The 23,429-nt window shown below is 66.2% G+C and carries 19 protein-coding genes and 1 pseudogene; 10 read left to right on the top strand and 10 right to left on the bottom strand.

Translation table 11 applies throughout. The features are described from left to right. Positions 1-413: 413 nt before the first annotated feature. The 3 genes and pseudogenes from OF850_RS10710 to OF850_RS10700 all read right to left on the bottom strand — a co-directional run bounded on the left by OF850_RS10710 (position 414) and on the right by OF850_RS10700 (position 2,677). The gene (locus tag OF850_RS10710) at positions 414-824 is read right to left on the bottom strand and encodes a DUF2238 domain-containing protein (protein WP_301590070.1); all 411 of its coding nucleotides are present in this window, start codon (positions 822-824) and stop codon (positions 414-416) included. Positions 825-1,006: 182 nt separating this feature from the next. Then, a pseudogene (locus tag OF850_RS10705) lies at positions 1,007-2,110 on the bottom strand (IS3 family transposase). 210 nt (positions 2,111-2,320) lie between these two features. Continuing rightward, the gene (locus OF850_RS10700) at positions 2,321-2,677 is read right to left on the bottom strand and encodes a hypothetical protein (protein ID WP_301590069.1); all 357 of its coding nucleotides are present in this window, start codon (positions 2,675-2,677) and stop codon (positions 2,321-2,323) included. Positions 2,678-3,152: 475 nt separating this feature from the next. Here OF850_RS10700 and OF850_RS10695 point away from each other — a divergent pair, with 475 nt between their 5' ends. Next, the gene (locus OF850_RS10695) at positions 3,153-3,416 is read left to right on the top strand and encodes a hypothetical protein (protein WP_301590068.1); all 264 of its coding nucleotides are present in this window, start codon (positions 3,153-3,155) and stop codon (positions 3,414-3,416) included. Positions 3,417-3,797: 381 nt separating this feature from the next. Here the strand turns inward: OF850_RS10695 and OF850_RS10690 are convergent, their stop codons facing one another. Further along, positions 3,798-4,022: a hypothetical protein gene (locus OF850_RS10690; protein ID WP_301590067.1), complete on the bottom strand. Its 225-nt coding sequence runs from the start codon at positions 4,020-4,022 to the stop codon at positions 3,798-3,800. A gap of 459 nt (positions 4,023-4,481) precedes the next feature. On the opposite strand from OF850_RS10690, the gene OF850_RS10685 reads away from it, so the two are divergent. Both OF850_RS10685 and OF850_RS10680 read left to right on the top strand, forming a co-directional pair. Then, the gene (locus OF850_RS10685) at positions 4,482-5,411 is read left to right on the top strand and encodes a transglutaminase family protein (RefSeq protein ID WP_301590066.1); all 930 of its coding nucleotides are present in this window, start codon (positions 4,482-4,484) and stop codon (positions 5,409-5,411) included. Positions 5,412-5,479: 68 nt separating this feature from the next. Then, positions 5,480-6,292 carry a transglutaminase-like domain-containing protein gene (locus tag OF850_RS10680; RefSeq protein ID WP_301590065.1) on the top strand — a complete coding sequence of 271 codons (813 nt, stop codon included), beginning with the start codon at positions 5,480-5,482 and terminating at the stop codon, positions 6,290-6,292. A gap of 349 nt (positions 6,293-6,641) precedes the next feature. Here OF850_RS10680 and OF850_RS10675 read toward each other — a convergent pair whose 3' ends face one another. Then, positions 6,642-7,847 carry a DUF2382 domain-containing protein gene (locus OF850_RS10675; RefSeq protein ID WP_301590064.1) on the bottom strand — a complete coding sequence of 402 codons (1,206 nt, stop codon included), beginning with the start codon at positions 7,845-7,847 and terminating at the stop codon, positions 6,642-6,644. 617 nt (positions 7,848-8,464) lie between these two features. Between OF850_RS10675 and OF850_RS10670 the strand changes: the two genes are divergently transcribed. Continuing rightward, complete coding sequence (locus OF850_RS10670; RefSeq protein ID WP_301590063.1) at positions 8,465-11,284, top strand: PAS domain S-box protein; 2,820 nt, start codon at positions 8,465-8,467, stop codon at positions 11,282-11,284. Between the two features lie 271 nt (positions 11,285-11,555). Here OF850_RS10670 and OF850_RS10665 read toward each other — a convergent pair whose 3' ends face one another. From OF850_RS10665 to OF850_RS10645, 5 genes are all read right to left on the bottom strand, one after another. After that, complete coding sequence (locus OF850_RS10665; protein WP_301590062.1) at positions 11,556-12,773, bottom strand: sensor histidine kinase; 1,218 nt, start codon at positions 12,771-12,773, stop codon at positions 11,556-11,558. A gap of 1,293 nt (positions 12,774-14,066) precedes the next feature. Beyond that, positions 14,067-14,378 (bottom strand): DUF2312 domain-containing protein, encoded by a 312-nt coding sequence (locus OF850_RS10660; protein ID WP_301590061.1) that lies wholly within the window; start codon positions 14,376-14,378, stop codon positions 14,067-14,069. Positions 14,379-14,703: 325 nt separating this feature from the next. Beyond that, a complete protein-coding gene (locus OF850_RS10655; RefSeq protein WP_301590060.1) occupies positions 14,704-15,054 on the bottom strand; it encodes a DUF1244 domain-containing protein in 351 nt (116 codons plus the stop codon). A gap of 70 nt (positions 15,055-15,124) precedes the next feature. After that, the gene (locus OF850_RS10650; protein ID WP_301590059.1) at positions 15,125-16,096 is read right to left on the bottom strand and encodes a tripartite tricarboxylate transporter substrate-binding protein; all 972 of its coding nucleotides are present in this window, start codon (positions 16,094-16,096) and stop codon (positions 15,125-15,127) included. A 30-nt stretch (positions 16,097-16,126) separates the two neighbouring features. Continuing rightward, a complete protein-coding gene (locus tag OF850_RS10645; RefSeq protein ID WP_301590057.1) occupies positions 16,127-17,200 on the bottom strand; it encodes a tartrate dehydrogenase in 1,074 nt (357 codons plus the stop codon). 109 nt (positions 17,201-17,309) lie between these two features. On the opposite strand from OF850_RS10645, the gene OF850_RS10640 reads away from it, so the two are divergent. From OF850_RS10640 to OF850_RS10615, 6 genes are all read left to right on the top strand, one after another. Next, on the top strand, positions 17,310-18,587 hold the full coding sequence (locus OF850_RS10640; protein ID WP_301590075.1) for a glycerate kinase type-2 family protein: 1,278 nt from the start codon (positions 17,310-17,312) through the stop codon (positions 18,585-18,587). A 6-nt stretch (positions 18,588-18,593) separates the two neighbouring features. Beyond that, complete coding sequence (gene pyk, locus OF850_RS10635) at positions 18,594-20,024, top strand: pyruvate kinase (protein WP_301590056.1); 1,431 nt, start codon at positions 18,594-18,596, stop codon at positions 20,022-20,024. Positions 20,025-20,031: 7 nt separating this feature from the next. After that, positions 20,032-20,385: a hypothetical protein gene (locus OF850_RS10630; RefSeq protein ID WP_301590055.1), complete on the top strand. Its 354-nt coding sequence runs from the start codon at positions 20,032-20,034 to the stop codon at positions 20,383-20,385. A gap of 107 nt (positions 20,386-20,492) precedes the next feature. After that, positions 20,493-21,767 (top strand): O-acetylhomoserine aminocarboxypropyltransferase/cysteine synthase family protein, encoded by a 1,275-nt coding sequence (locus OF850_RS10625; RefSeq protein WP_301590054.1) that lies wholly within the window; start codon positions 20,493-20,495, stop codon positions 21,765-21,767. Then, the gene (gene hemB / locus OF850_RS10620) at positions 21,767-22,777 is read left to right on the top strand and encodes a porphobilinogen synthase (RefSeq protein ID WP_301590074.1); all 1,011 of its coding nucleotides are present in this window, start codon (positions 21,767-21,769) and stop codon (positions 22,775-22,777) included. Before OF850_RS10625 ends, hemB begins: the two co-directional genes overlap by 1 nt. A 2-nt stretch (positions 22,778-22,779) precedes the next feature. Continuing rightward, on the top strand, positions 22,780-23,367 hold the full coding sequence (locus OF850_RS10615; protein ID WP_301590053.1) for a peroxidase-related enzyme: 588 nt from the start codon (positions 22,780-22,782) through the stop codon (positions 23,365-23,367). Positions 23,368-23,429 lie beyond the last annotated feature (62 nt).

Genomic DNA, 23,429 nt, shown 5'->3' with positions numbered 1-23,429 from the left:
TTAGCTTGGGTCGCTCACGCGGCAACAGCGGCGCCACCGCCGCCCATAACTCGTCGGAAACAAGAGGCTTCGCCATGGAAGCCCCAACGCTCAGAACCCAGTTCTGTTAGGCGCTTTTAGTGAAGCCTCTTGCATGTGCCGACTTGATGGCGCGCCTCACTGCGCTTGCCAGCCTTTACGGAAAGCGCTCGCCACAATGTGCCGCTCCCAAGAGGAAAAACGCTCTGGGGCGAGATGTTTCAGCGTGAGGCGGTCCAATCGGCCTCCAACTGGTCCGGCGGGCCGACCGCATTACAGACGCGACTAGGAACTCAGCATCGAAGAGCACGAGGACGATGAGCATGCACTGAAGACCGGGAGGACCTGGCTCCTCGGCTGGGACCCTCCAGCGGGATCCGCGAACATAGAGGTTACTACACAGCGGCAGCGCGCCTCACCCTGCGCGTGCGGTGCCAATTGGCCAGGAGGGCCGCAGCCACGGAGCCCGCTGTATCCATTAGCACATCTATGAGCGTGTCGTTCTTACCTTTGATCACGTCGCCTGGGGCGAAGGCGTCGAAGGCCCACTCCGCAACCTCCCATAGGGCGCCGGCAGCAATTCCGACGCTTGAGACCAAGACGACGAAGAGAACGTCGCGACCTCCACGAATCGCATCCCTGAGAACGATCTCCGTGAACCAGAAGGTAAGCGCGAAAACCGTCGCCGCGTGCACGATGCGGTCGAACCACCAAAACGCCGAGTACAGATCAAAGACGTAGCCCGCGATGTTCAGCGCGATGAGTACCACCGCCAGCGTCCAAGCAAGCGCAGAGCCATTGGACATCGCCATAACGCTCCTCACTTCTGTATGAAGTAAAGCATGTTGTGTCACAGGAGATCCCGGATGCAACGGTCAGGCGATCCTCAGGGTTGGTGTCCATGTCCAAGTACAGCCCCCCTTGAGGGGTCCGCGCAGAATGTTAGTGGGCCACGATCATGGTCCTGCCCCGAACTCTGGTCCGGGGTCTACGCAAGTCCTCGGGCGGGTTGAGCTTGGTTGGCGAAGGCTGCCGGGGTCAAGTTTCCCAGCGCCGAGTGTGGTCGTTCCTCGTTGTAGTGGCACCTCCATTCCTCGATGCGCTGCCGGGCATCTGCCAGAGACAGGAACCACGAGGCGTTCAGGCACTCGGCTCTGAGCCGGGCGTTGAACGCCTCGATAAACGCATTATCCGTGGGCTTTCCGGGGCGGGAGAAGTCGATCTCCACCCCGTTCAGATACGCCCAATGGTCGAGCATCCGACCGGCGAACTCTGGGCCATTGTCCACCCTCAGGCTCTTCGGCCGGCCCCGCAGGCGCACCAAGCCCTCCAGAACCTCCACGACCTGGGCCGCCCGGAAGTTGGCTCTCGGATGCGTCGAGAGCCCCTCTCGCGTGTGGATGTCCACCACGGTCAGGATGCGGATCGGCCGGCCATCGAACAGCTGGTCCGACCTGAAGTCCATCGCCCAGACCTCGTTGGCGGCTCCTGCCTGGGGTCGTCCCTGCCGGTAGCGCCAGGCCCGCTTGCGCCGCGGCAGCTTTGTGCGGATCGACAGCCCCTCCTCGGCGTACAGGCGATGCACCCGCTTGTGGTTCACCGGCCATCCCTCGCGCCGCAGCAGCACGTGCAGGCGCCGGTAGCCATAGCGCACCCGGGCCGCGGCCAGGTCGCGCAGCCGCATCCGCAGCTCCACCTGCGGGTCCCGCCGCGAGCGGTATCGCTGCGACGAGCGGTGGAACCCCGTGGCGTGGCAGGCCCGCCGCTCGCCGATGCCGTAGGCGTCCTGCAGGTGACGCACCACGTCCCGGCGAAGAGCGGGCCTCACCAACTACCTTCGCAGCACATCCTGAAGCATGGTTTTGTCCAAGCTGAGGTCGGCCACCAGCCGCTTGAGCTTGGCGTTTTCTTCCTCCAGCTGCTTCAGTCGCCGGATCTCCACCACACCCATGCCGGCGAACTGCTTCTTCCACCGGTAGAACGTGGGCTCGGACACGCCGAGCTTGCGGCAAATCTCGGCCACCGCCGTGCCGCTTTCCGCCTGCCGCAGGGCAAAGGCAATTTGCTCGTCCGTGTATCGCTTCTGCTTCATGGCACCTTTCCCCCTCCTCAGGGGTTCAGCGTGCCCGAAAAATTTGCGCTCCACCTGGACCAGTTTCCGGGGTCAGGACCAATCATGCCTCCTTGGCTGGTGCTGTGCGTGGACGAGAAGACGACCGCCGCCACGGCACGCTCGACCTGTTTGCCGCACTGGACGTCAGCGCCGGTGTGGGCCCTTGAGAGGACACGAGGAAATGCTGGTTTAGCGCGTTTCGTGCGGGACCTCGCGCAGCACTGGTCTCCGCTCGGCATCGGCAGCGCGATTGCGTCCTTGGTTAGGTTCGCCGGCCCAACTTTGAACGGCGAGGCCGCTGCCATCCGCGCCTGACGCGACATAGGCCGCGAACCAGCGACCGGGGGCGCAGACCAAGTTGATCACGGGTTCCGGTGACGGACCGTCCGCTTTCGCGTTGAAAGAGCCCCATGCAATCAGCGCTCCTGACGATGTCACCTCCATCCGGTCCGCCATGAGGTGGACCTTACCGTCCGGTGCGAGATCGGTCTTGATGCACCAATAAAGGCGGCCATGCCGCTCAACGCCCTCAATCGGATCGGCCATCCCTTGCTCCATCTCCCTGATGTTCGTCGCGCCGTGGCGCTGAAAAGAACCTCTCCTAGGTGAGAGGGGACGGGATATTCCTCAAGTCGGAGGAACGATAACGCTCCGCATCAGGATAAATGTTCCCGAGATTTATTTTTTTATCTTACAGTAATTATAGCTGTCAATTTGGGTTGCTCCGCGCATATTATAGGAAATTCTAAGCGAACACAGTCCGAGCAAGCTGCGACCCTCAGTTCTTCAGGGCGGAAACTGACGCCTGCCCCCAGGAGTGGAGGAAGGCATGCCACCCCCAACGTCACCATGCGTGACGCAGCGGCCGCCAAGCTGAGCGCGGCGAACGTAGTCAGATGATCGACAGAACCCGAGAGGGCTTGCGCGTCTGCACGCAAACCTTGCCGGCTCGTCGGATTGTTGGGCGCTTTCACACTCCATATGCCCGCGCCGGTCATCGGGAGCTTCCAGGAGATGCAAGATGCTCACACGCACCCAAACGACGACCATGGTCTTCAGGCATTCCTTCGTCCTGAAGGGCCTCGATCGGCCTCTCCCTGCTGGCACCTATGATGTCGAGACGGAGGAGCAGCTTCTTGAGGACCTGTCCTTCCCAGTGTATCGGCGCATCTCGACCATGCTGATCCCAAGGACACATGCGCCGCACGAACACCCCAACGCAAACATCGTCGATCCCAGCGAACTGGAAAGGGCACACGCTGCGGACCGGGAACGGCTACCCTGAAATGACGCAGGGCGATCCGCCCGCCGCACTGAGAGGCTAGGCCCCCTTCTTGATCCCGGGAATGGAGCGGAGGCGGACCGTCGCCTGACGCACGGACACACGGTTCCACGCCACATCTCAGAGCAACACAACAAGGACGCATCCATGCCCACCAACAACGCAGCGCACAAATTCTCCGTCGGGCAAAAGGTCCGGCTTGAGGAGGGCGGAGCACGGTATTTTCTCCCGGCTGGAGGCTATGTCATCACGCGCGTCCTACCAGGGGACGATTTCGACCGAACCTACTGCGTACGCGGCATAGTCGATGGGCTGGAACGCGTGCTCCGCGAGCCTCAGCTCTGCGCCGGCGTTCCCGCCGTCTAGGAAGCAGAATAGTTGTCTTTAAGGCCGGTGGGCGTCTATCAGGTCCTCAAATTCCCCAAAGGTTTCCGGCTTAAGCCAGGAGCGAACTTCGCCTTCATTCTGGGTCATCGCGGCGCCCACAAAATGGGCAAGAGCCGAACGGGCGTCCGAGAGTGAAATCTTGCCTTGAGCGTGAGCCATCAAGATCGTGTCTAACATACGGTCGAGCTTCTGGTGGTCAGATGAACTGAGGGAAATTGTCATGCTTGGCCTCCTGCTTGACGCCAAGCATACAGCCGCAGTGGGGTACCCTCATAGGCCGAACGAGGAGCTAACCGGGCCGGCAGGTTTCAGATCCAGACATCATCCCCGCGATGCAGAACTGCTGTCTGGTTGCGGAGCATTGCTGCGATCACGGACGGCTGGCTCGAGCCTTTTCACGAGAGTATCGTGGGCAGACGCCAAAGCCAGGGCGCGACCCTAGACTTGAGAACTGGCCCCTCAGTCTGAAAATTCTTGGGCTGGTCGCCGCGCACGGCGCGGCAGTTCCTCTATACCCGCTTGACCGTGCGGCCTAAAGCGCTTTACAAAGTCGAGTTGGACCAAAGCGGATCTATCTTGGGTTCTCGCTCGTGCGAGAGCAAGAGAGCCGGCAGGTCGGGCATGAACTCAGGCCAGTTCCGGCCCATTTCCTGCCTCAGCAACCGGGGCTGAAGGCGCCCCATGTCCATCCTGACCGTCCGACACCTCACGACCTATCGTTACCGCCAGCCCGTCTCCTTCGGCGAGCATCGGATGATGCTCCGGCCCCGGGCCGGGCATGACCAGCGGCTCCTAAAAGCTCGGATCGACATCACGCCAGAGCCGTCGCAGATCTGGTGGGTGCATGATGTCTTTGGAAACAGCGTCGGCGTCGTGAACTTCACCACCCGGGCCCGAGAGCTGTGTTTCGCCAGCCGCATCATCCTGGACCATCGCCCCGTGGAAGAGCTGGACTTCCGACTGGAGGAGCACGCGCGCAGCCTGCCCTTCTCCTACTCCACCGATGAGATGCCCGACTTGGCACGCTCGATCGAGCGCCACACGCCAGACCCAGACCGTGTGGTGGATCGCTGGGCCCGCAGCTTCCTGAACAGGTCCGGGCTGACCGGAACGCTGGATCTGCTGGCGGCCATGACCCACGCGGTGCGGCGCGACTTTACCTATGTGCCGCGCGAGCAAAGGGGGATTCAGGAGCCGGTGCGCACGCTGCAACTGGGAAGCGGCACCTGCCGCGACTTTGCCCTGCTGATGATGGAGGCGGTCCGCTCTCTCGGCCTCGCGGCGCGCTTCGTTTCGGGCTACATTTACTCGCCCGGCCATGACGCGACATTGCGCGAGGGGCGCACGCTTGTCGGCGGCGGCTCCACGCATGCCTGGGTGCGCGTCTACCTGCCTGGGGCGGGCTGGGTCGAGTTCGATCCCACCAACGGCATCGTCGGCAACCGGGACCTGATCCGCGTCGCCGTGGCGCGCGACCCGGGGCAGGCCGTGCCGCTGCATGGCACCTGGAAAGGCCGGCCGGACGACGCGCTTGACATGGACGTTTCGGTGACCGTCACGGCCGAGAGCGAGTTAGTCCCTGCAGTGCAGGCCGAGCGAGAGCAAGCATGAGCCAATCCCACCCCCGCACGAGTGACGACGCTTCGGGCTCGCCCTGCCCGAGCGGAGATTATTCCCCCATGATCATCCACGCCGGCTGCGACGTTACCTATGAGTGCCCCGCCCCCACGCCGATGATCCTGGCGCTGAGTGTGCATCCCTCCTGCATGCCGCGCCTGCTCGGGCCACACCAGATCCAGTTCGATCCCCCGATCGGCGCGACAGAGTATCGCGATGGCTACGGCAATATCTGCCACCGCATCGTCGCGCCGCAGGGGCGGCTGACCATCTCGACGCGCTTCGACCTGCAGGATCCGGGCACCCCCGATGATTATGCACCGGAAGCGCGGCAGGTGCCGGTGGAGGAATTGCCGGATGAGGCGATCGTCTTCCTCCTCGCCAGCCGCTACTGCGAGACGGACCGCCTCACAGACCTGGCGTGGGCGCTGTTTGGCGGCACCCCGCCGGGATGGGCGCGGGTGCAGGCCATCTGCGACTACACGCATAACCGCATCCAGTTCGGTTACGAGCACGCGGATGTTTTCCGCACCGCGCAAGGCGGCAACGTGGACCGCGTCGGCGTTTGCCGGGATTATGCGCATCTGGCTGTCACGCTCTGCCGCTGCATGAACATCCCCGCGCGCTACTGCACGGGCTATCTGGGCGATTTCGGCGTGCCACTCTCGGACGCGGCAATGGATTTCTCCGCCTGGTTCGAGGCTTATCTTGGCGACCGCTGGTACACGTTTGATGCGCGATACAACGTGCCGCGCATCGGACGCATCCTGATGGCACGCGGCCGGGATGCGACGGACGTGGCGATGACCACCACTTTCGGACCTTGCCAACTTGCGGGCTTCCATGTGGTGGCGGAGGAAGCCAAGCTCGGGTGAGCGATCCCGCACTCCGGCGGGAGGCTCTTGCGTCTGTCAGCGCTGACCGCGGTCAGGGTAGGAAGCGGGTGTCCACCGAACAGCTGCTTCAACATGAAGTCCATGGCTCAGTCCCCCCTCGACACTGTCGCTCCGGTTTCAAGTATCCACTGCCAAGGCAGTCCTGAGGGACTGCCCGTGAAGCCTCCAAAGCTCTTCCTCCGAGCGAACCCCTTTTGAGGTTACGGCCATTAAAAAAGGACCCTGACCACGCTGCGGGAGCGCGATCAGGGCCGTGACACCGTGCCATCCAGAAGCTCAGTTCACGCACGAACCGTACGCTTTAATCCTGGTCCCCGGCGGGCAGGTTTCAGCCTTCCGCGATGACAGTACGCAGCTGCTGGCTGCCACGCTTTCGGCCGGGCTGGCGGATCTCGACCTCGTCGCGACGCACCGTCGCATTCACCCTCTCCACGCGCTGGGTGCGTTCCATCCGCACCACGACCTCTTCCCGCAGGCGAACACGCTTCTCGACGGTCGGGACCTCCTCCGTCTCGATCACCTCGATCGACACTTCGGTCAGGACCTCGCCGGTGACCTTGTCGCTCACCGGGCGACGGCGCTCGATGACGACCTTTTCGCTCTGCAGCGTGACCTGGCGCTCGACCGGGGTCTCGACCACAAAGCGGCGGATGCTGGCCGTGCCGCGGTTCTCCGTGCGCTTGCCGACCTCAAGAACCTCCTCGCCCAACGAGATGACCTCTTCCATGGCCGCGGGGCCACGAACGGCCACAGAGGATCCCGGCCGCTGCGCGTTCTGCACCATACTCATCCACGGCCACAGGAACATGTTGGTCAGGGCGGATGCCTGAGCCTGAGCACGCTGGCCCGTCCCGGCACCTGAGGCAGCGACGCGAGTCACATCGGCCACCGTCTTGGCTGCCAAAGCGGCCGGCTTGAAGGCGGCATCGGCAACAAGGCGCGCAGTTTCGCGCGCGCTTTCCTCAGTCGCCGCCCTCTCCCGCTCGGCCGCTTGGGCCCGCTCAGCGCGAAGTTCAGCCTGCTGAGCCAGGAAGTCCGCCTCCTCGCGCTCCTGACGGGCCTTGGCACGGCGCTCCTCGGCCTCGTTCTGCTTGGCCTGCTCCACCTCGGCAAGCCGGGCTTCCATCTTCTCGGTCACACCTTGCATCTGCTCTTCGCTCAGAGCGCGCTGCACGGCAGGCAACAGTTCCTTTCTGTCGTCGCGCGCATGCTGGCGAAACGTCTTTTTCAGGTCCGCGAGCGTCTCGGCAAACGCCGGGTCGTTCTTTGGCATGGCCTCCAGCTCGTTGAGCTTGACCCGAAGCTCCTTGTTCTCGCGAAACGCGTCCGCGGCCAGTTCCTTGGTTTCCGGGTTCCTGCGCAGGAGCGGGAACAGGTGCTGTTCCTCAAGGCTGGCATGGAGTTCAAGTTCGCTCTTAAGCTCGGCGAACAGCTTCTCGCGGGTCCGCAGCGCACCGTCGGACGTTTCGGCGAGTTTGGCGAACAATTCGTTGGCCTTGGCAGGGCCGGCCTGCATGAGGGCGCGAAGGGTCATGGTGATGTCCTTGTCCTGTTGCAGTGCGGGGCCTGCAACGTGAAATCGTGACGCCACTCCAGACAAAGCTTTCGCTGCGCCTTCGGCCCACATGCCGGTTGGAGCGATCATGCCAGCGCCTCGAATGTCTTCGAATGCTGCACTGCAACATACAGTGCTTGAGCCAGCAAAAGGTTACGGGTCGCCTGAAATGTGTAATGCAGTTGACATTCCGTGGGGCGGGCAAAAGAAACCTGACCTCCAGCACGAAAGCGGGACCGGCCATTCGCGGTCCTCTTTACCCCCTCGGCGTCGAGTGTGGTTCGCGACGAGCAAGAAGAGCGCTCCGGGACGGCCTTTCGAGAGCATCTAGGACGTCACGCGCGCACCGGCGCTAAACCGGCGCAACGGCCAATAGGGCCGGCGCTCCAAAAGATGACAATCATCGCCCAGCCCGGGCAGGCGCCCATTTCCGTTGCCGTGCTGAGACAATGCGCCAACGAGGCCAGAATATCAGCGTTCGGGTAAGGACCTGTTTGGCCCTCCGTTACCCGAAACGGGCCAAGGCAGCGTGCGTGGTCTAGTCGTTGTTTTCTGGAAGCGAAGAGCAGGGGCTGCGGGAGGAGGCGTGGAAGCCGATGGAAGGGTCTGGCCCTCAGCCTGGACACCCGCCGCGCGATCCATCGAGATGGAACGAAGCGGACCGTGTCGCGGCTCTTGAGCGCTACCGCATCCTCGACACCCCGCGAGAGCCCAGCTTCGACGAGATCGCCTCGATTGCCGCCGACCTCCTCGGCGCGCCGATCGCCGTGGTGAACTTCGTCTCCGACACCCGCCAGTGGTTCAAGGCCGAGGTCGGCATTGGCCAAAGCGAACTACCTCTCGATGTGTCCATCTGTCGTCAAGCCATTCTTGAGAGCGACACGCTCGTCGTGCCGGATCTCGCGGAGGACACACGCTTCCGTGATAATCCTCTCGTAGCCGTCGCCGGTGGCCTGCGCTTTTACGCGGGGGCCCTCCTGTGCACGCCGGAGGGCCTGCCGATCGGCACCGTGTGCGTGCTCGACACGAAGCCCCGGCCCGGCGGTATTCCCGACAGTCAGATGCGGACGCTCCGGAGCCTTGCCGCGCAGGTGATGGCTCAACTGGAAGCCAGCCGCGCTCTGGCGGATCTGCGTGAGAGTGAGGCTCACTTCCGGCTCATGGCCGATGCCGTGCCGCAGATCGTCTGGGTCACAGACGCACAAGGGCGGCTGGAGTTCTTCAATCGGCAATGGAGCAGCTATACCGGGACGCTGGAATGGCCAGCCACAGCTGGTGACGTGGCCGCCTGCTATGTTCATCCCGAGGACGTGGCGCGGACGATGGCTGCATTCGAACAGGCAAAGCGTACCGGGAGCGTGTTCGAGGTCGAGCACCGCATACGTCGCAAGGATGGTGCGTACCGTTGGTTCCTCGTCCGTGCCGAGTCTTACCGCGATCCCGCCACCGGGCGGGTCATCCACTGGTATGGGGCCTCGACCGACATTCACGACCGTAAGCACGCCGAGGAACGCCTGCGCGAACTCAACGAGACGCTCGAGGCGCAGGTCGCGGAGCGCACGGCCGAGCGCGACCGCATGTGGGCCACGTCGCCTGACCTGATGCTCGTCATCGATTTCGAGGGATTTCTCCGGCGGGTGAACCCCGCCTGGACCACGGTGCTCGGCTATGCGCCAGAGGACCTTGTCGGACGCTATGTGAACGAATTCGTGCTGCCGGACGACCACGACAAGACCGTCGAGGCCTATGAACTGGCGGCGGAAGGCGGCACTCCGAGGATCGTGAACCGCTGCCGGCACAAGGACGGCTCCACCCGCTGGATTTCCTGGGTGGCCGCACCCGCCGGCAACATGACCTACGCCACCGGCCGCGACGTGACGGCGGAGCGGGCGCGGGAGGCGGAACTGGCGGCGGCCGAGGCCGCGCGCCGGAAGGCGGACGCCCTCTACCGCGCCTATTTCGAGAATTCGCCCGAGGCACTGTTCGTGATTGGAGTCCAGCCCGATGGCGGCTTTGTCGTGGAGGAGATCAATCCCGCACACGAGGCGGCGGTCGGGCTCAGGCTCTCCGACATCCGTGGTCGACGGATCGAGGACATCCTGCCGGAATCGGCCGCTCGGCGGGTTATCGAAACCTACCGGCACGTCGTCGCGACGGGCATGGTCCACCAGTATCGCGAGGAGTTCGACCTCGATGGCGACCCGCAGCATTGGGACACCTCCCTCGTCCCCATGCGGGATCCGGAAGGACGCATCGTCCGGCTGATCGGGTCGAGCCGAAACGTGACGCGGCAGGTCGTCGCCGAGGAGGCGCTCAGGCAGAGCCAGAAGATGGAGGCGATGGGCCAGCTCACCGGCGGGGTCGCGCATGACTTCAACAACCTCCTGACGCCCATCGTGGGCGCGCTCGACATGCTTCAGCGCAGGGGGCTGGGTGGCGAGCGCGAGCAGCGGCTGATCGCGGGGGCCGTCCAGTCGGCCGACCGCGCGCGGACGCTCGTCCAGCGGCTGCTCGCCTTCGCGCGGCGTCAGCCGCTCCAGACGGTGGCGGTGGATGTCGCGCACCTTGTCGCCGGGATGGCGGACCTGATCGCAAGCACGACCGGGCCCCAGATCAAGGTCGTGGTCGATGCGGGCCGGGACCTGCCGCCGGCCAAGGCCGACCCCAACCAGCTGGAGATGGCGGTGCTGAATCTTGCGGTGAACGCCCGCGATGCGATGCCGGAGGGTGGGACGCTGCGCATTTCCGTGGAGTCGGAAACGGTCGGGCGGCAGCACCGGTCCGGCCTGAAGCCGGGGCGCTACCTACACGTCTCCGTTGCCGACACGGGCGTCGGCATGGACGCGGCGACGCGCGTCCGAGCCGTCGAGCCGTTCTTCTCGACCAAGGGCGTGGGGAAGGGGACGGGCCTTGGCCTGTCCATGGTGCATGGCCTTGCCTCCCAGCTGGGTGGGGCGCTCACGATCCAGAGCGCCCCTGGCCTGGGCACCAACGTCGAGCTTTGGCTTCCGGAGGGGCGAGCGTCGGGGGTTGCGGGCGAACCGGCGGTGGGCGAGGTGGCGCCGGCCAGCAGGCGCGGCACAGTGCTGTTGGTCGACGACGAGGATCTCGTCCGCCTCAGCACCGCCGACATGCTGATCGAGCTGGGTTATAAGGTGGTCGAGGCGGCCTCAGCAGAAGAGGCGCTCCGGCTCCTGAATCGCGGTCTCAACCCGGATGTGGTGGTGACGGACCACCTGATGCCCGGCGTGTCGGGGACCGACCTTGCCCGTCGGCTCCAGGCCGAACGGCCGTCGATCAAGGTGCTGGTGATGTCCGGCTACGCAGAGACGGCGGGCATAGCGCCGGACCTGCCACGACTGGCAAAGCCATTTCGCGAGGCCGAGTTGGCCGAGAGCCTCGCTGCGCTCACCTGAGGCAAGACGTTTCCGCGGGGAAACAGCCTGCGAGCAGGCGCGCCCACACGGCGTCTTCGGTTACGGTGTCGCTGGCCGAAGCTGGTCGTTCTGCGCCGCGAAGAACCTAATCGTGACGCCTCCAGCAGATTTCTCCGCCGGCTGCTGCGTGACCAGATCAGGATGCCGTTCATGGACAGTCGTCTACGCCGCAGGGGGCCGAAAGCCCGAGGCCACCTTCCTCTTGGAGGCCAATCAACACTACGCCGCTGTGATGTGGGCGATCGAACCCTCAATTCACCTCTCCCTGCTCGCGAGGGACTTGGGTTTCTCGTGACGTCTCCGCCTGGGTCGGGCGCGGCAACCTTGATGCGTCCGAGAAGCCAATTGTGACGGTCACGCCAGCGTCGCCCTGGACGTCAAGCTCGCCCCCGATCTGCTTGATGAGGGAACGAACCAGGCCATAACCGAGCGACCCTTCCCGATAATTCGTCATACCTACGCCATTGTCGCGGACGACAATCTCCACGTGGCCCGGCCTGCTTCGTTTCGCTTGAACCAGGATCATGCCGGAACGAGCGTGTGGGAAGGCGTACTTAACAGCGTTGGTGATGAGCTCGGTCAGCACGATGCCGATCGGAAACGCCGTGTCGGCGTCGACGAGGATGTCCTCTTCCGCCCGCACCTTCAGCGAAATCCGTTCGTCGCCGCCCGTCAGAGACTTCAGTGCCTCGCAAAGCTCAGAAACGTATGTGGCCACATCGACGCGCTGTGCCTGCTCTGACCGGCTCAGCATATCGTGAACCCGGGCCATGGCGTTCAACCGTTCAGCGGATTCCTCGAAGAGTGACCTGACCGCTGGGTCCGCCTGTCGTCGCCCTTGCAGGAGCAGCAATGACGCGCCGATCAGGAGGCTGTTCTTGGCTCTATGGTTGACCTCGACCAAGAGCATCTCGCGTTCCGCGCCCGCCCTCTGCAAGGCCGCGTTTGCCGCTTCAAGGTTGAGCGTGCGCTCAGAGACCCGCTGCTCCAGATCGACGGTTAATGCGCGTAGCGCCTCTTCCGCATCGTACCGGCGGGTGATGTCGAGGTAGGAGAGAAAGTGATTGGTGACGTGGCCCTGTCCGTCATCCAGGGGCGTGGCAAAGAGCATGGCACGGAACGATGACCCGTCCTTCCGATACTGCAGGATCTCAAGGGTCGCGTCCCGGCCCTCGCTCATCGCTGCCTCGTACTCGGCGATCGCCTCGGGATCTGTCCCCGCACCGTTCATGAAGTGAGGATCCTGACCGAGCAAATCCTCAAGTGCATACCCCGAGAGCTGGACAAAAGCGGGGTTCACGAAGGTGATGGGATTGCCAGGAAGCGTCGCATCGGTGACCACCATAGGCATCCGCGTCACGCGAACGGCCTCGACGAACACGCCCCCGCGCTGCCTCACCTGTTCGAGGTGGTGCTCCGAGGCCGTGCGGGCGGGCGTACCTTCCAGTCCCTCCTCAAACTCGTTCACGTCCGCTCCTCTTCTCGTTGGCGGCCCGAGGCGGGGCCATCCATCAGTTGCCTCGCATCTGTGGCTTCTTGCGGTGGATGCGTGACGCCAGCCCGTGCTCGGCCAGCCACCCCTCGTTCGGCCTCCCGCAGCGACCAGCATCCGACCTAGATCCATGGCAACGGCCGAGGCGTGGACGGCTTGGTCAGCGGTGGCTAGGCAATGCGCAGTGGAGGTGTGGCCCTATCCAGAGCAAGAAGGAGGATAGGAGTCACTCCCCCATGCGCACATAGATGAGGAACTGCGACATGGCGTACCCTTTCGGGTTGGGGGTGCTGAACTGCGACCTGGCCTTTATGGGGCGGCCGAGGAGACTGCGGGCCTGCGGTCGTCGCGTGCTGCCCGACGTTAGGCGACCTACCCTCCGATGGCCATGATCGCGGTCTGCCCGCTGACGGGCGGTTTGGCCTCGTACCTTCAATGAAGCCCCTTAAACCCGGTGTTGCCCGCATTTGGCCCCAAAGCGAGGCTTCCGCGAGCCCGATTGGCAGCACGGTGGTGTCGTAGGCTGCCAACAGGCGGAAAAGCCAGGAACGGATCTCTGCCTCTTTCTGCGGATGGCGCTGCCCTACCCATCGGGCACCTTGCTCAATCTCGACAACAGTAGCGGCTGAGATGACGAGGCCAGAGGCAAGCCGACTTACAAGCCAAGGCGGCAGTTCCCCGGAGGACCGGGGCCTGCGCAATCTGCTCAGGACATCCGTGTCCACCAAGTACATGAGATAGAGCCTGCCGTATGGCTCCGAAGCGAGTCCAGCCTTGTTAGCTCTGACCTTCCTGTGGACTGCCATCCCTCCTGCGGAGATCTGGAAGCTCCCCCAGGCCTGCGCTGGAACGGAGCACCTCAAGGGCACTCTCTCGACGGGGAGCGTATTCATTGAGCATCATCAAAACCACCTGCCGCCCATCTGGGAGCCCGACGATTTGAGGCCCTCGCTCCTGAGCGGCATCAACAATGGCGGGCAACGGTTCAGGCGCCTCGACCAAGTTCCACAAATTCGCATCGGATGGCATGCGGTCCCTCCGTTGTGCGGCCCGGAGCAGACCCGAAACGGGCCGCTGATAGGCGTCATCATCGCTATTTCATCTGTTCTTCTATCAATACAGGATGGCGCATGTGATCTACACAGGAAAAATCCGAATACTTCACGAAAAGCCAATTTGAACCGAGAAAGTATTCATCCGGTACTGTATGAAAAACACCGGAGTTGGTGAAACAATTTCACGAACTCCGGTTCCTGACAACAACCGTCGCTACATCCCCAGAGCACGGCGGTAGAGGTCCAGCAGCGTTTCCTGCTCCTCCACCTCGGCGGGTTCCTGCTTGCGGAGGCGGATGATCTGTCGCACCACCTTCACATCGAACCCGGCCGATTTCGCCTCGGCGAAGATGTCCTTGATGTCGTCGGCGAGGGCCTTCCGCTCCTCCTCCAGGCGCTCCACGCGCTCGATGATGGAACGCAGGCGGTCGGCGGCAATGCCCCCAACATCCGATTCTGGGTCGGCGGCCTGCCGTGCGCGGCTCGCCGCAGCGTCGTCCGTGGTGTCGAAGGGTGCGTCAGACATCTGCGCCTCAATGGTTTGAAAGGGTCGTGATCAGGGGGGCGTCGGCACAGATGTATGCCCAAGGGCCGACAGCGCCTAGAGAGATGCAGCGAGAGACAACAGAATCTGTTAACCTGTTGTATTTGCACACACCGCTGCTGGAAGAAGACCTCGAGATCCGGCCGGCTCTTCCCACCGCGAAGGTGTGCTCCAGACGCGCTAGGCAGCCGATCACAGGTCAGCGGCGGCCCGTATCCGCGCCACCGACTCCCGCACCTCCCCCGTCATCCTCGTGCGGGCGGCCTCGTCCGGCGCCGTGAAAGACGCGCGACGTGGCCCGGCCGCATCAGCCGTGCTTGGCCATGGCCCCGGTGAAGGCGGCCTTCTGCTCGGGGCTCGCTTCCTTCTGGTTCGCGGCCTGCCAGGCCTTGTAGTCCATGCCGTAGACGATCTCCCGCGCCGCCGGGGTGTCCAGCGTCGCGCCGGCCTCGGAAGCGGCCTCCTGGTACCAGCGGGACAGGCAGTTTCGGCAGAACCCCGCGAGGTTCATCATGTCGATGTTCTGTACATCCGTCCGGTCGCGCAGATGCGCGACCAGCTTGCGGAAGGCCGCGGCCTCGATGCGCTGGCGAGTCGCCTCGTCCATCGCGGCGGCGGCGCCGAGGGCGAGGTCGGCTTCGGGCTGGGGGTTGGGCATCGGATCGGCTCCTCCGGTTCGGGGGGCAGAGATGCCCCCGCCCGGCCGGTGCTTCAATCCTCCCCGACCCTCAGTCAGCGAACTGCCCCGCAGCCAGGATCAGCGGGCGCAGCCGCTCGATCTCCGAGTTGAGGAAGCGCGTGTGATAGGCGGGGTCCGCCTCCTCCTCCCGCGCCACGGTGGTCAGCGTCTCGGCATAGCGGGTCCGCAGCCTTTCCTCGCGCAGCGCCACGCGGATGGCCTGGGACAGCCGTGCCACCACCTCGGGCGGCGTGCCGGCTGGGGCATAAAGCCCGTGCCAAGCGGACATGATGAGGTCGATCCCGGCCTCCCGGCTCGTCGGCACGTCCAGCCCGGGGACGCGCTCCGGCAGGGTCACGGCGTAGCCCTTGATGCGCCCGTCGCGAATGAAGGGGGCGGCGACCGTCGCCTGCTCGCAGGAGATGTCCAGGCGCCCGGCCATCATCTCCGTCATGGCGGGGGCGCTGCCGCGGAACACGATCTGCGTCGCCCCCCGCCCTGCCGCGTGCTGCACCAGCATCCCGCAAAGCTGGTTGGAGCCGCCGAGGCCCGAATGGCCGAGGTTCAGCTTCTCGCCCTCGTCGCGGATCGCGGCGAGGTAGGCGCGGGCATCAGTCGCCGGGAAGTCGGGCCGCGACACCAGCACCATGCCGGTGTGCGACACGACGCCCAGCGGCTGCAGCCCGCGCTGGATGTCGAAGGGCAGGCGCCGGTAGAGCGTCGCGGCGCTCGCCAGCCCGATGTGGTGGATCAGCAGCGTGTGCCCGTCGGGCCGCGCCTGGGCGACGCGGGCCGCGGCGATGGTGCCGCCCGCCCCCGTCACGTTCTCCGCCGCGACCGGCTGGCCGAGCTCCTTGGACATCCCCTCGGCGAGGAGGCGGGCGATCATGTCGGTCGGCCCGCCCGCCGCGAAGGGAATGAGCAGGGAGATGGAGCGGCTCGGGAAGCCCTGCTGCGCCACCGCCGGCGCCGCGAGCGGCAGCAGGGGCAGCACCAGCGCGGCGCGGCGGGTCAGGCTCATGGGGTGTTTCCTCTCGCTTGTTTCGCTGCGTTATTGATTGTCGCCACGGATAGCGGCGATAACCGCTTCCGTCACGTCTTTCGTGGAAGCCGACCCACCAAGGTCGGGCGTCAGCACGCCCCCGGCGGTCGCCGCCTCGATGCCACGCATCAGCCGTGCGCTCGCCGCCGCCTCGCCCAGGTGGTCCAGCATCATGCAGGCGGTCCAGAAGGTGGCGACGGGGTTCGCCACCCCCTTGCCGGTGATATCGAAGGCCGAGCCGTGGATCGGCTCGAACATGGAGGGGAAGCGTCGCTCCGGGTCGAGGTTCGCCGTCGGCGCAATGCCGAGCGAACCGGTGAGCGCACCCGCCAGGTCGCTCAAGATATCGGCATGAAGGTTGGTGGCGACGACCGTGTCGATGCTGCCCGGCTTGCGGACGAAGCGGGCGGCCATGGCGTCCACCAGCTCCTTTTCCATCCGCACCTCGGGGAAATCCTTCGCCACCTGCGCCGCGACCTCGTCCCAGAACACCATGCCGTGGCGCTGCGCGTTGCTCTTGGTGACGACGGTCAGCAGCTTGCGCGGGCGGGAGGCGGCGATGCGGAAGGCGGTGCGCATGATCCGCTCCACCCCGACGCGGGTGAAGATGCTGGTTTCGGTCGCGACCTCGATGTCCTGCCCGCGATGGGCGCGGCCGCCATGGCCGGCATACTCGCCCTCCGAGTTCTCGCGCACGATCACCCAGTCGATGTCGCCGGGCCCGACCCCGCGCAGCGGCGACTGGAGGCCGGGCAGGACGCGCGTGGGCCGGATGTTCGCGTACTGGTCGAAGTTCTGGCAGATGTTGAGGCGCAGCCCCCACAGCGTCAGGTCATCGGGCAGGTGCGGGTCGCCCACCGCGCCGAAATAGATGGCGTCGAAGCGCTTCAGCGTCTCTAGCCCATCCTCGGGCATCATGCGCCCGGTCTCGCGGTAGAAGTCGCTGCCCCAGGGGAATTCCTCCACCTCCAGCGCGAAGTCGCCGCAGCGCTCCTGCAGGGCGCGCAGCACGTCAAGGCCGGCGGGGATGACTTCCTGTCCGATTCCGTCCCCGCCAATGGCGGCGATCCTGTGGTGACGCATGGGAATCCTCGATGACATGTCCGCCTGCCGGTTTGGCATGGCGGCGGCGCGGGTTGAAGCGGGTGGCGGGGCGGCGCAATCTGCCGGCGAATCACGCGGTGGGGACCGGATGGGCTGGACGGAGGAGCAGGCGGCAGGCGCGCTGCGCGCCATGTTCGACGCGGCGGTGCGCGCCGCCGACCCGCGCGCCGTGCTCGCCGCCCACCTGCCGGAACGGCCCCGCAACGGCCGCGTCGTGGTGGTGGGCGTGGGCAAGGCCGCCGCGCCCATGGCCCTGGCGGTGGAGGAGGCTTGGCCCGAGGTGGACCTCGCGGGCCTCGTCATCGCGCCGCACGGGGCCGGGCTGCCCCTTCGGCGCATCGCTCTGCGCTTCGGCGCCCATCCCGTGCCCGACGAGGCGGGCGCGGAGGCGGCTTCAGAGATGCTGAGGCTCTGCGAGGGGCTGACGGAGGACGACCTCGTCCTCGCGCTGATCTCGGGCGGCGGGTCCTCGCTCGCCACCCTGCCGGCGCCGGGGCTGACGCTGGACGACCTCGTCGCCACCAATCGGGCCCTGCTGGCGAGCGGCGCGAACATCCACGCCATGAATTGCGTCCGCAAGCACCTTTCCGCCTTCTCGGGCGGAAGGCTCGCCGCGGCGGCGCATCCGGCGCGGGTCGTCACCCTCGCCATCTCCGACGTGCCGGGCGACGACCCGGAGGTGATCGCGAGCGGACCCACCGTGGCCGACCCTTCCACCTTCGCCGAGGCGCGGGCCCTCGCCGCCCGCTTCACCCTCGCCCTGCCCGATGCGGTGATGCGCCACCTGGAGCTGGAGGCGGAGGAAAGCCCCAAGCCCGGCGACCCTCGCCTCGCCCGCTCCGAGTTCAGGCTGATCGCCACGCCGATGATGGCGCTGGAGGCGATGGCGGCGGAGGCGCAGCGGCAGGGGCTGGAGCCGCTGATCCTGGGCGATGCGATCGAGGGCGAGGCGCGCCATGTCGGCACGGCCCTGGCCGGCATCGCCCGTTCCGCCGCCCTGCACGGCCACCCGCTGCGGACGCCCTGCGTGCTACTCTCGGGCGGGGAGACCACGGTGACACTGCCCGCCGGCACGAAGGGGCGCGGCGGGCGCAACACGGAATGCCTCCTGGCCATGGCGCTGGCGCTGGAAGGCGTGGCCGGCGCCTGGGCGCTCTGCGCCGACACGGACGGCATCGACGGCAAGTCCGACGCAGCCGGGGCGTGGTGGGGGCCAGGTGTTCTCGCGCGCGGCAGCGACCCGGCGGGGGCGCTCGCCGCCCATTCCAGCTATGACGTGTTCGAGGCGGCCGGGACACTGATCCGCACCGGGCCGACCCTCACCAACGTGAACGACATGCGCGCCATCCTGCTGGCCGGAGGCTGAACCCCGATGCGTATCCCGTTGCGGCGCCACCGCCGCACCAAGATCATCGCCACGCTCGGCCCCGCCAGCAGCACGGTGGAGGTGATCGAGAAGCTGTTCCGCGCGGGGGCCGACGTGTTCCGCCTCAACTTCTCGCATGGCTCGCACGAGGACCATGCGGCGCGCATTCTCATGATCCGCGAGGTGGAGAAGCGCACCGGCCGTCCGGTCGGCATCCTGGCCGACGTGCAGGGGCCGAAGCTGCGCGTGGGCAAGTTCGCCGCCGGGCGCGTCCAGCTCACCCCCGGCCAGCGCCTGCGCCTCGACCTCAACCCGACGCCGGGCACCGTGCAGCGCGTGCAGCTGCCGCATCCGGAGATCATCAACGCCGCGCGCATCGGCACCACGCTGCTGCTGGATGACGGCAAGCTGCGGCTGCGCGTGGTGCGCGCCGTCGCCGACGACCACCTGGAAACGGAGGTGCTGGTCGGCGGCCCGCTCTCGGACCGCAAGGGGGTGAACGTGCCCGACGTGGCGCTGCCCATCCCGGCCCTGACGAAGAAGGACCGCGAGGACCTGGATTTCGTGCTGCCGCTGGGCATCGAGTATGTCGGCCTTTCCTTCGTGCAGCGCCCGGAGGACGTGGCGGAAGCCAAGGCCATCGCCGATGGCCGCGCGTGGATCATGGTGAAGATGGAGAAGCCCCAGGCGGTCGAGAACCTGGACGGCATCCTGGCGCTCACCGACTGCGTCATGGTGGCGCGCGGCGACCTGGGCGTGGAATTGCCGCCGGAGGAGGTGCCGCTGGTGCAGAAGCGCATCGTCCGCTGCGCCAAGCAGCTGGGCAAGCCGGTGGTGGTGGCGACGCAGATGCTGGAAAGCATGATCACCGCCCCTGCCCCCACCCGCGCCGAGGCCAGCGACGTGGCGACCGCCGTGTTCGACGGCGCCGATGCGGTGATGCTTTCGGCCGAGACGGCCGCCGGGCAATACCCGTTCGAGGCGGTGAACATCATGGACCGCATCGTGGCCCGGGTGGAGCAGGACGAGGGCTGGCGCCAGCTCACCGACAACAACCGCCCCTCGCCCGAGCGGTCCAGCGCCGGCGCCATCGCCGCCGCCGCTCGGCAGGTGGCGCACACGATCGAGGCGAAGGTCATCGCCACCTTCACCACCACCGGCTCCACCACGCTGCGTGTGGCGCGGGAACGGCCGGACTGTCCCATCCTGGGACTGACACCGCTGGTGGAAAGCGCCCGTCGCCTCGCCGTGGCCTGGGGGGTGCATCCGGTCGTGGTCCCGGATATCCACTCCATGACCGAGATGGTGGGCCGCGCCACCCGGGCCGCGCAGCAGGAAGGCTTCGCCGGGCCGGGAGAGGAAGTGGTGGTCACCGCCGGCGTGCCCTTCGGCACCCCGGGCGCCACCAACGCGCTGCGGGTGGCGAGCGTGAAATGAGGATGTGATGAAACGAGTCTTCCTGGCCGCGCTGCTGGCCCTGTCCCTGGCCCTGCCGGCCGCCGCCCAGCGCAGCGGCACCTATGACGTGACGGGCCGCAACCCCGATGGCACGGACTATACCGGCACGCTGTTGCTGACGCAGATCGGGCTTTCCACCTTCCGCGTCCAATGGGTCATCGGCCAGGACGAGATCGAGGGCGTGGCAATGGTCAGCGGTCTCACCTTCGCCACCGCCTTCACCCTGGGCGAGCAGACCGGCATGGGCATCTACCAGCTCCAGCCCGACGGTTCGCTGGTCGGCGTCTGGACCACGGCGGGCGCCTTCGCGCAGGGTGAGGAAACGGCGCGGCCGCGCTGATCCCGATCCAGGGCAACGGACCAGAGCGGCAATCCGGCGCGGCCCCCGAGGCTTTCGCGGTTCCGGCCCCGGTGGCATCCTCCGGGCCCGCGAACCGGGAGGAACCCATGAAGCCCGAAACCATCGCCCTGCATGGCGGCAGCCACCGCGCCGACCCCTCCACCGGTTCGGTCGCCGTGCCCATCCACCAGACGACGTCCTTCCAGTTCCAGGACACGGGCCATGCGGCCCGTCTCTTCGCCTTGCAGGAGCTGGGCAACATCTACACCCGCATCATGAACCCCACCTGCGACGCGCTGGAAACGCGGCTCGCGGCGCTGGAGGGGGGCGTGGCGGGGCTCGCAGTCGGCTCAGGCCAAGCGGCGACGACCTTCTGCGTGCTGAATCTCTGCGAGGCGGGGGACAACATCGTCTCCTCCACCGACCTTTACGGCGGCACGTGGAACCTCTTCGCCAACACGCTGAAGCAGTTCGGCATCGAGGTGCGCTTCGTGGACCCGGCGGATCCGGAGAACTTCGCCAAGGCGTCGGATGACCGCACGCGCTGCTGGTATGCCGAGACCCTGCCCAACCCCAAGCTCCAGGTCTTCCCGATCGCGGAGGTGGCGACGCTGGGCCGCAACCTCGGCATCCCGCTGATCATGGACAACACGGCGGCGCCCATCATCTGCAAGCCGTTCCAGCACGGCGCGGCGGTGGTGATGCACTCCACGACCAAGTGGATCGGCGGCCACGGCACCTCCATCGGCGGCATGGTGATCGATGGCGGCAATTTCGACTGGGCGCAGCATGGCGACCGCTTCCCGACGCTGAACCGCCCCGACCCCTCCTATCACGGCGCGGTGTGGACGGAGGCGGCGAAGCCGCTTGGCCCCGTCGCCTATATCCTGCGGATGCGCACCTGCCTGCTGCGCGACATCGGCGCGCCGATGAGCCCGTTCAACGCCTTCATGTTCCTGCAGGGGCTGGAAACGCTGCCGCTGCGCATGGAGCGCCACTGCAGCAATGCGCTGCGCGTCGCCGCCTTCCTGTCCGGGCATGACCAGGTGACGAGCGTCATCCATCCTTCCGTCGCCACGGGCGAGGCGAAGCGCCGCGCCGACGCGCACTTGGCGGGCGGCTACGGCTCGCTGCTCGGCTTCGAGCTGAAGGGCGGCAAGGAGGCCGGGCAGCGCTTCATCGAGAAGCTGAAGCTGTTCTACCACGTCGCCAATATCGGCGACGCGCGCTCCCTCGCCATCCATCCGGCCACGACCACCCATTCCCAGTTGAACGAGGAGGAGCAGGCAGCGAGCGGCGTCACGCCCGGCTATGTGCGCCTGTCCATCGGCATCGAGCACATCGACGACATCCTGGCCGATCTCGAACAGGCCTTGGCGTGATGCATTTCGCCGGCTCCTTCCCCGCCACGCGCATGCGCCGCAACCGGCGCGACGCGTGGAGCCGCACGCTTTCGGCCGAAAGCCGGCTCGCGCCGCAGGACCTGATCTGGCCGATCTTCCTCACCTCCGGCACGGGGCAGCGCGTGCCGGTCGCCTCCATGCCCGGCGTGTTCCGCGTCTCGGTGGATCGGGTGGCGGAGCACGTGGCGGAGGCGGTGAGCCTCGGCATCCCGGCCGTGGCGCTGTTCCCCTATACGCCGATGGAGGAGCGCGACAAGGACGGCACCGGCGCGCTCGACCCGGAGAACCTGATGTGCCGCGCCGCCCGGGCGCTGAAGAAGGCGCATCCGGAGCTTGGCCTAATCGGCGACGTCGCGCTCGACACCCACACCTCGCACGGCCATGACGGGGTGGTGCGGGACGGCCACGTTCACAACGAGGAATCGGTCGAGATCCTGTCCCGCATGGCCGTGCTCCAGGCCGAGGCGGGGATGGATTGCGTCGCCCCCTCGGACATGATGGACGGGCGCATCGGCGCCATCCGCGCCGCGCTGGACGCGCGTGGCCTCGAGCACACGCGCATCATGTCCTACGCCGCCAAGTATGCCTCGGGCTTCTTCGCGCCGTTCCGCGACGCGGTCGGCTCGCTGGTCGGCCCCGACCGCGCCGGGCCTTCGGACAAGAAGACCTACCAGATGGATCCGGCCAACGGCGACGAGGCGCTGCGCGAGGTCGCCCTGGACGTGGCCGAGGGCGCAGACATGGTGATGGTGAAGCCCGGCCTGCCCTACCTGGACGTGCTGTACCGCGTGCGGAAGGAATTCGGCCTGCCCACCTTCGTGTATCAGGTGAGCGGCGAGTATTCGATGATCATGGCGGCGGTGGAGCGCGGATGGCTCGACCATGACCGCGCGATGATGGAGGGGCTGATGGCCTTCAAGCGGGCCGGGGCAAACGGCATCCTCACCTATTTCGCGGTCTCCGCGGCGCGTCGCCTCAAGGAAGGTTGAACATGGATCGCCCGATCAGCCGCTACCCCATCCCCGAGGTCGCCTCCCTGCCCGAGGACCTGCGCCTGCGCATCGAGGCGGTGCAGGAGAAGGCGGGCTTCGTGCCCAATGTCTTCCTCACTCTGGCGCATCGCCCCGACGAGCTTCGCGCCTTCATGGACTACCACGACGCGCTGATGCTCCGCCCCTCGGGTGTCACCAAGGGCGAGAAGGAGATGATCGTCGTCGCCACCAGCGCGGCCAACCAGTGCCTGTACTGCGTGGTGGCGCATGGCGCGATCCTGCGCGTTTATGAGAAGGCGCCGCACATCGCCGACCAGGTCGCGACCAACTGGCGCAAGGCCGACATCTCCCCGCGGCAGCGCGCGATGCTCGCCTTCGCCATGAAGGTCTCGCGCGAGGCGGAGACGCTGGGCGATGCGGATTTCGACGCGCTGGAGGCGGAAGGCTTCACGCGTGAGGATGCGTGGGACATCGGCGCCATCGCCGCCTTCTTCGGTATGTCCAACCGCTTGGCGAACATGACCTCCATGCGGCCCAACGACGAGTTCTACCTGATGGGCCGCGTGCCGCGGGCGAAGCCGGCCTGAAGCATTTTCAAGCCAAGCAACCGCGCTTGGCGCCTCGGAAAATGCGCTCGAAACATGGCTAG

This window comes from Sabulicella glaciei, assembly GCF_026183895.1.
Taxonomy (GTDB): Bacteria; Pseudomonadota; Alphaproteobacteria; order Acetobacterales; family Acetobacteraceae; genus Roseococcus; species Roseococcus glaciei.
Note: the sequence above shows the minus strand (reverse complement) of the source record. Positions and strands in the feature narration are given on the sequence as shown.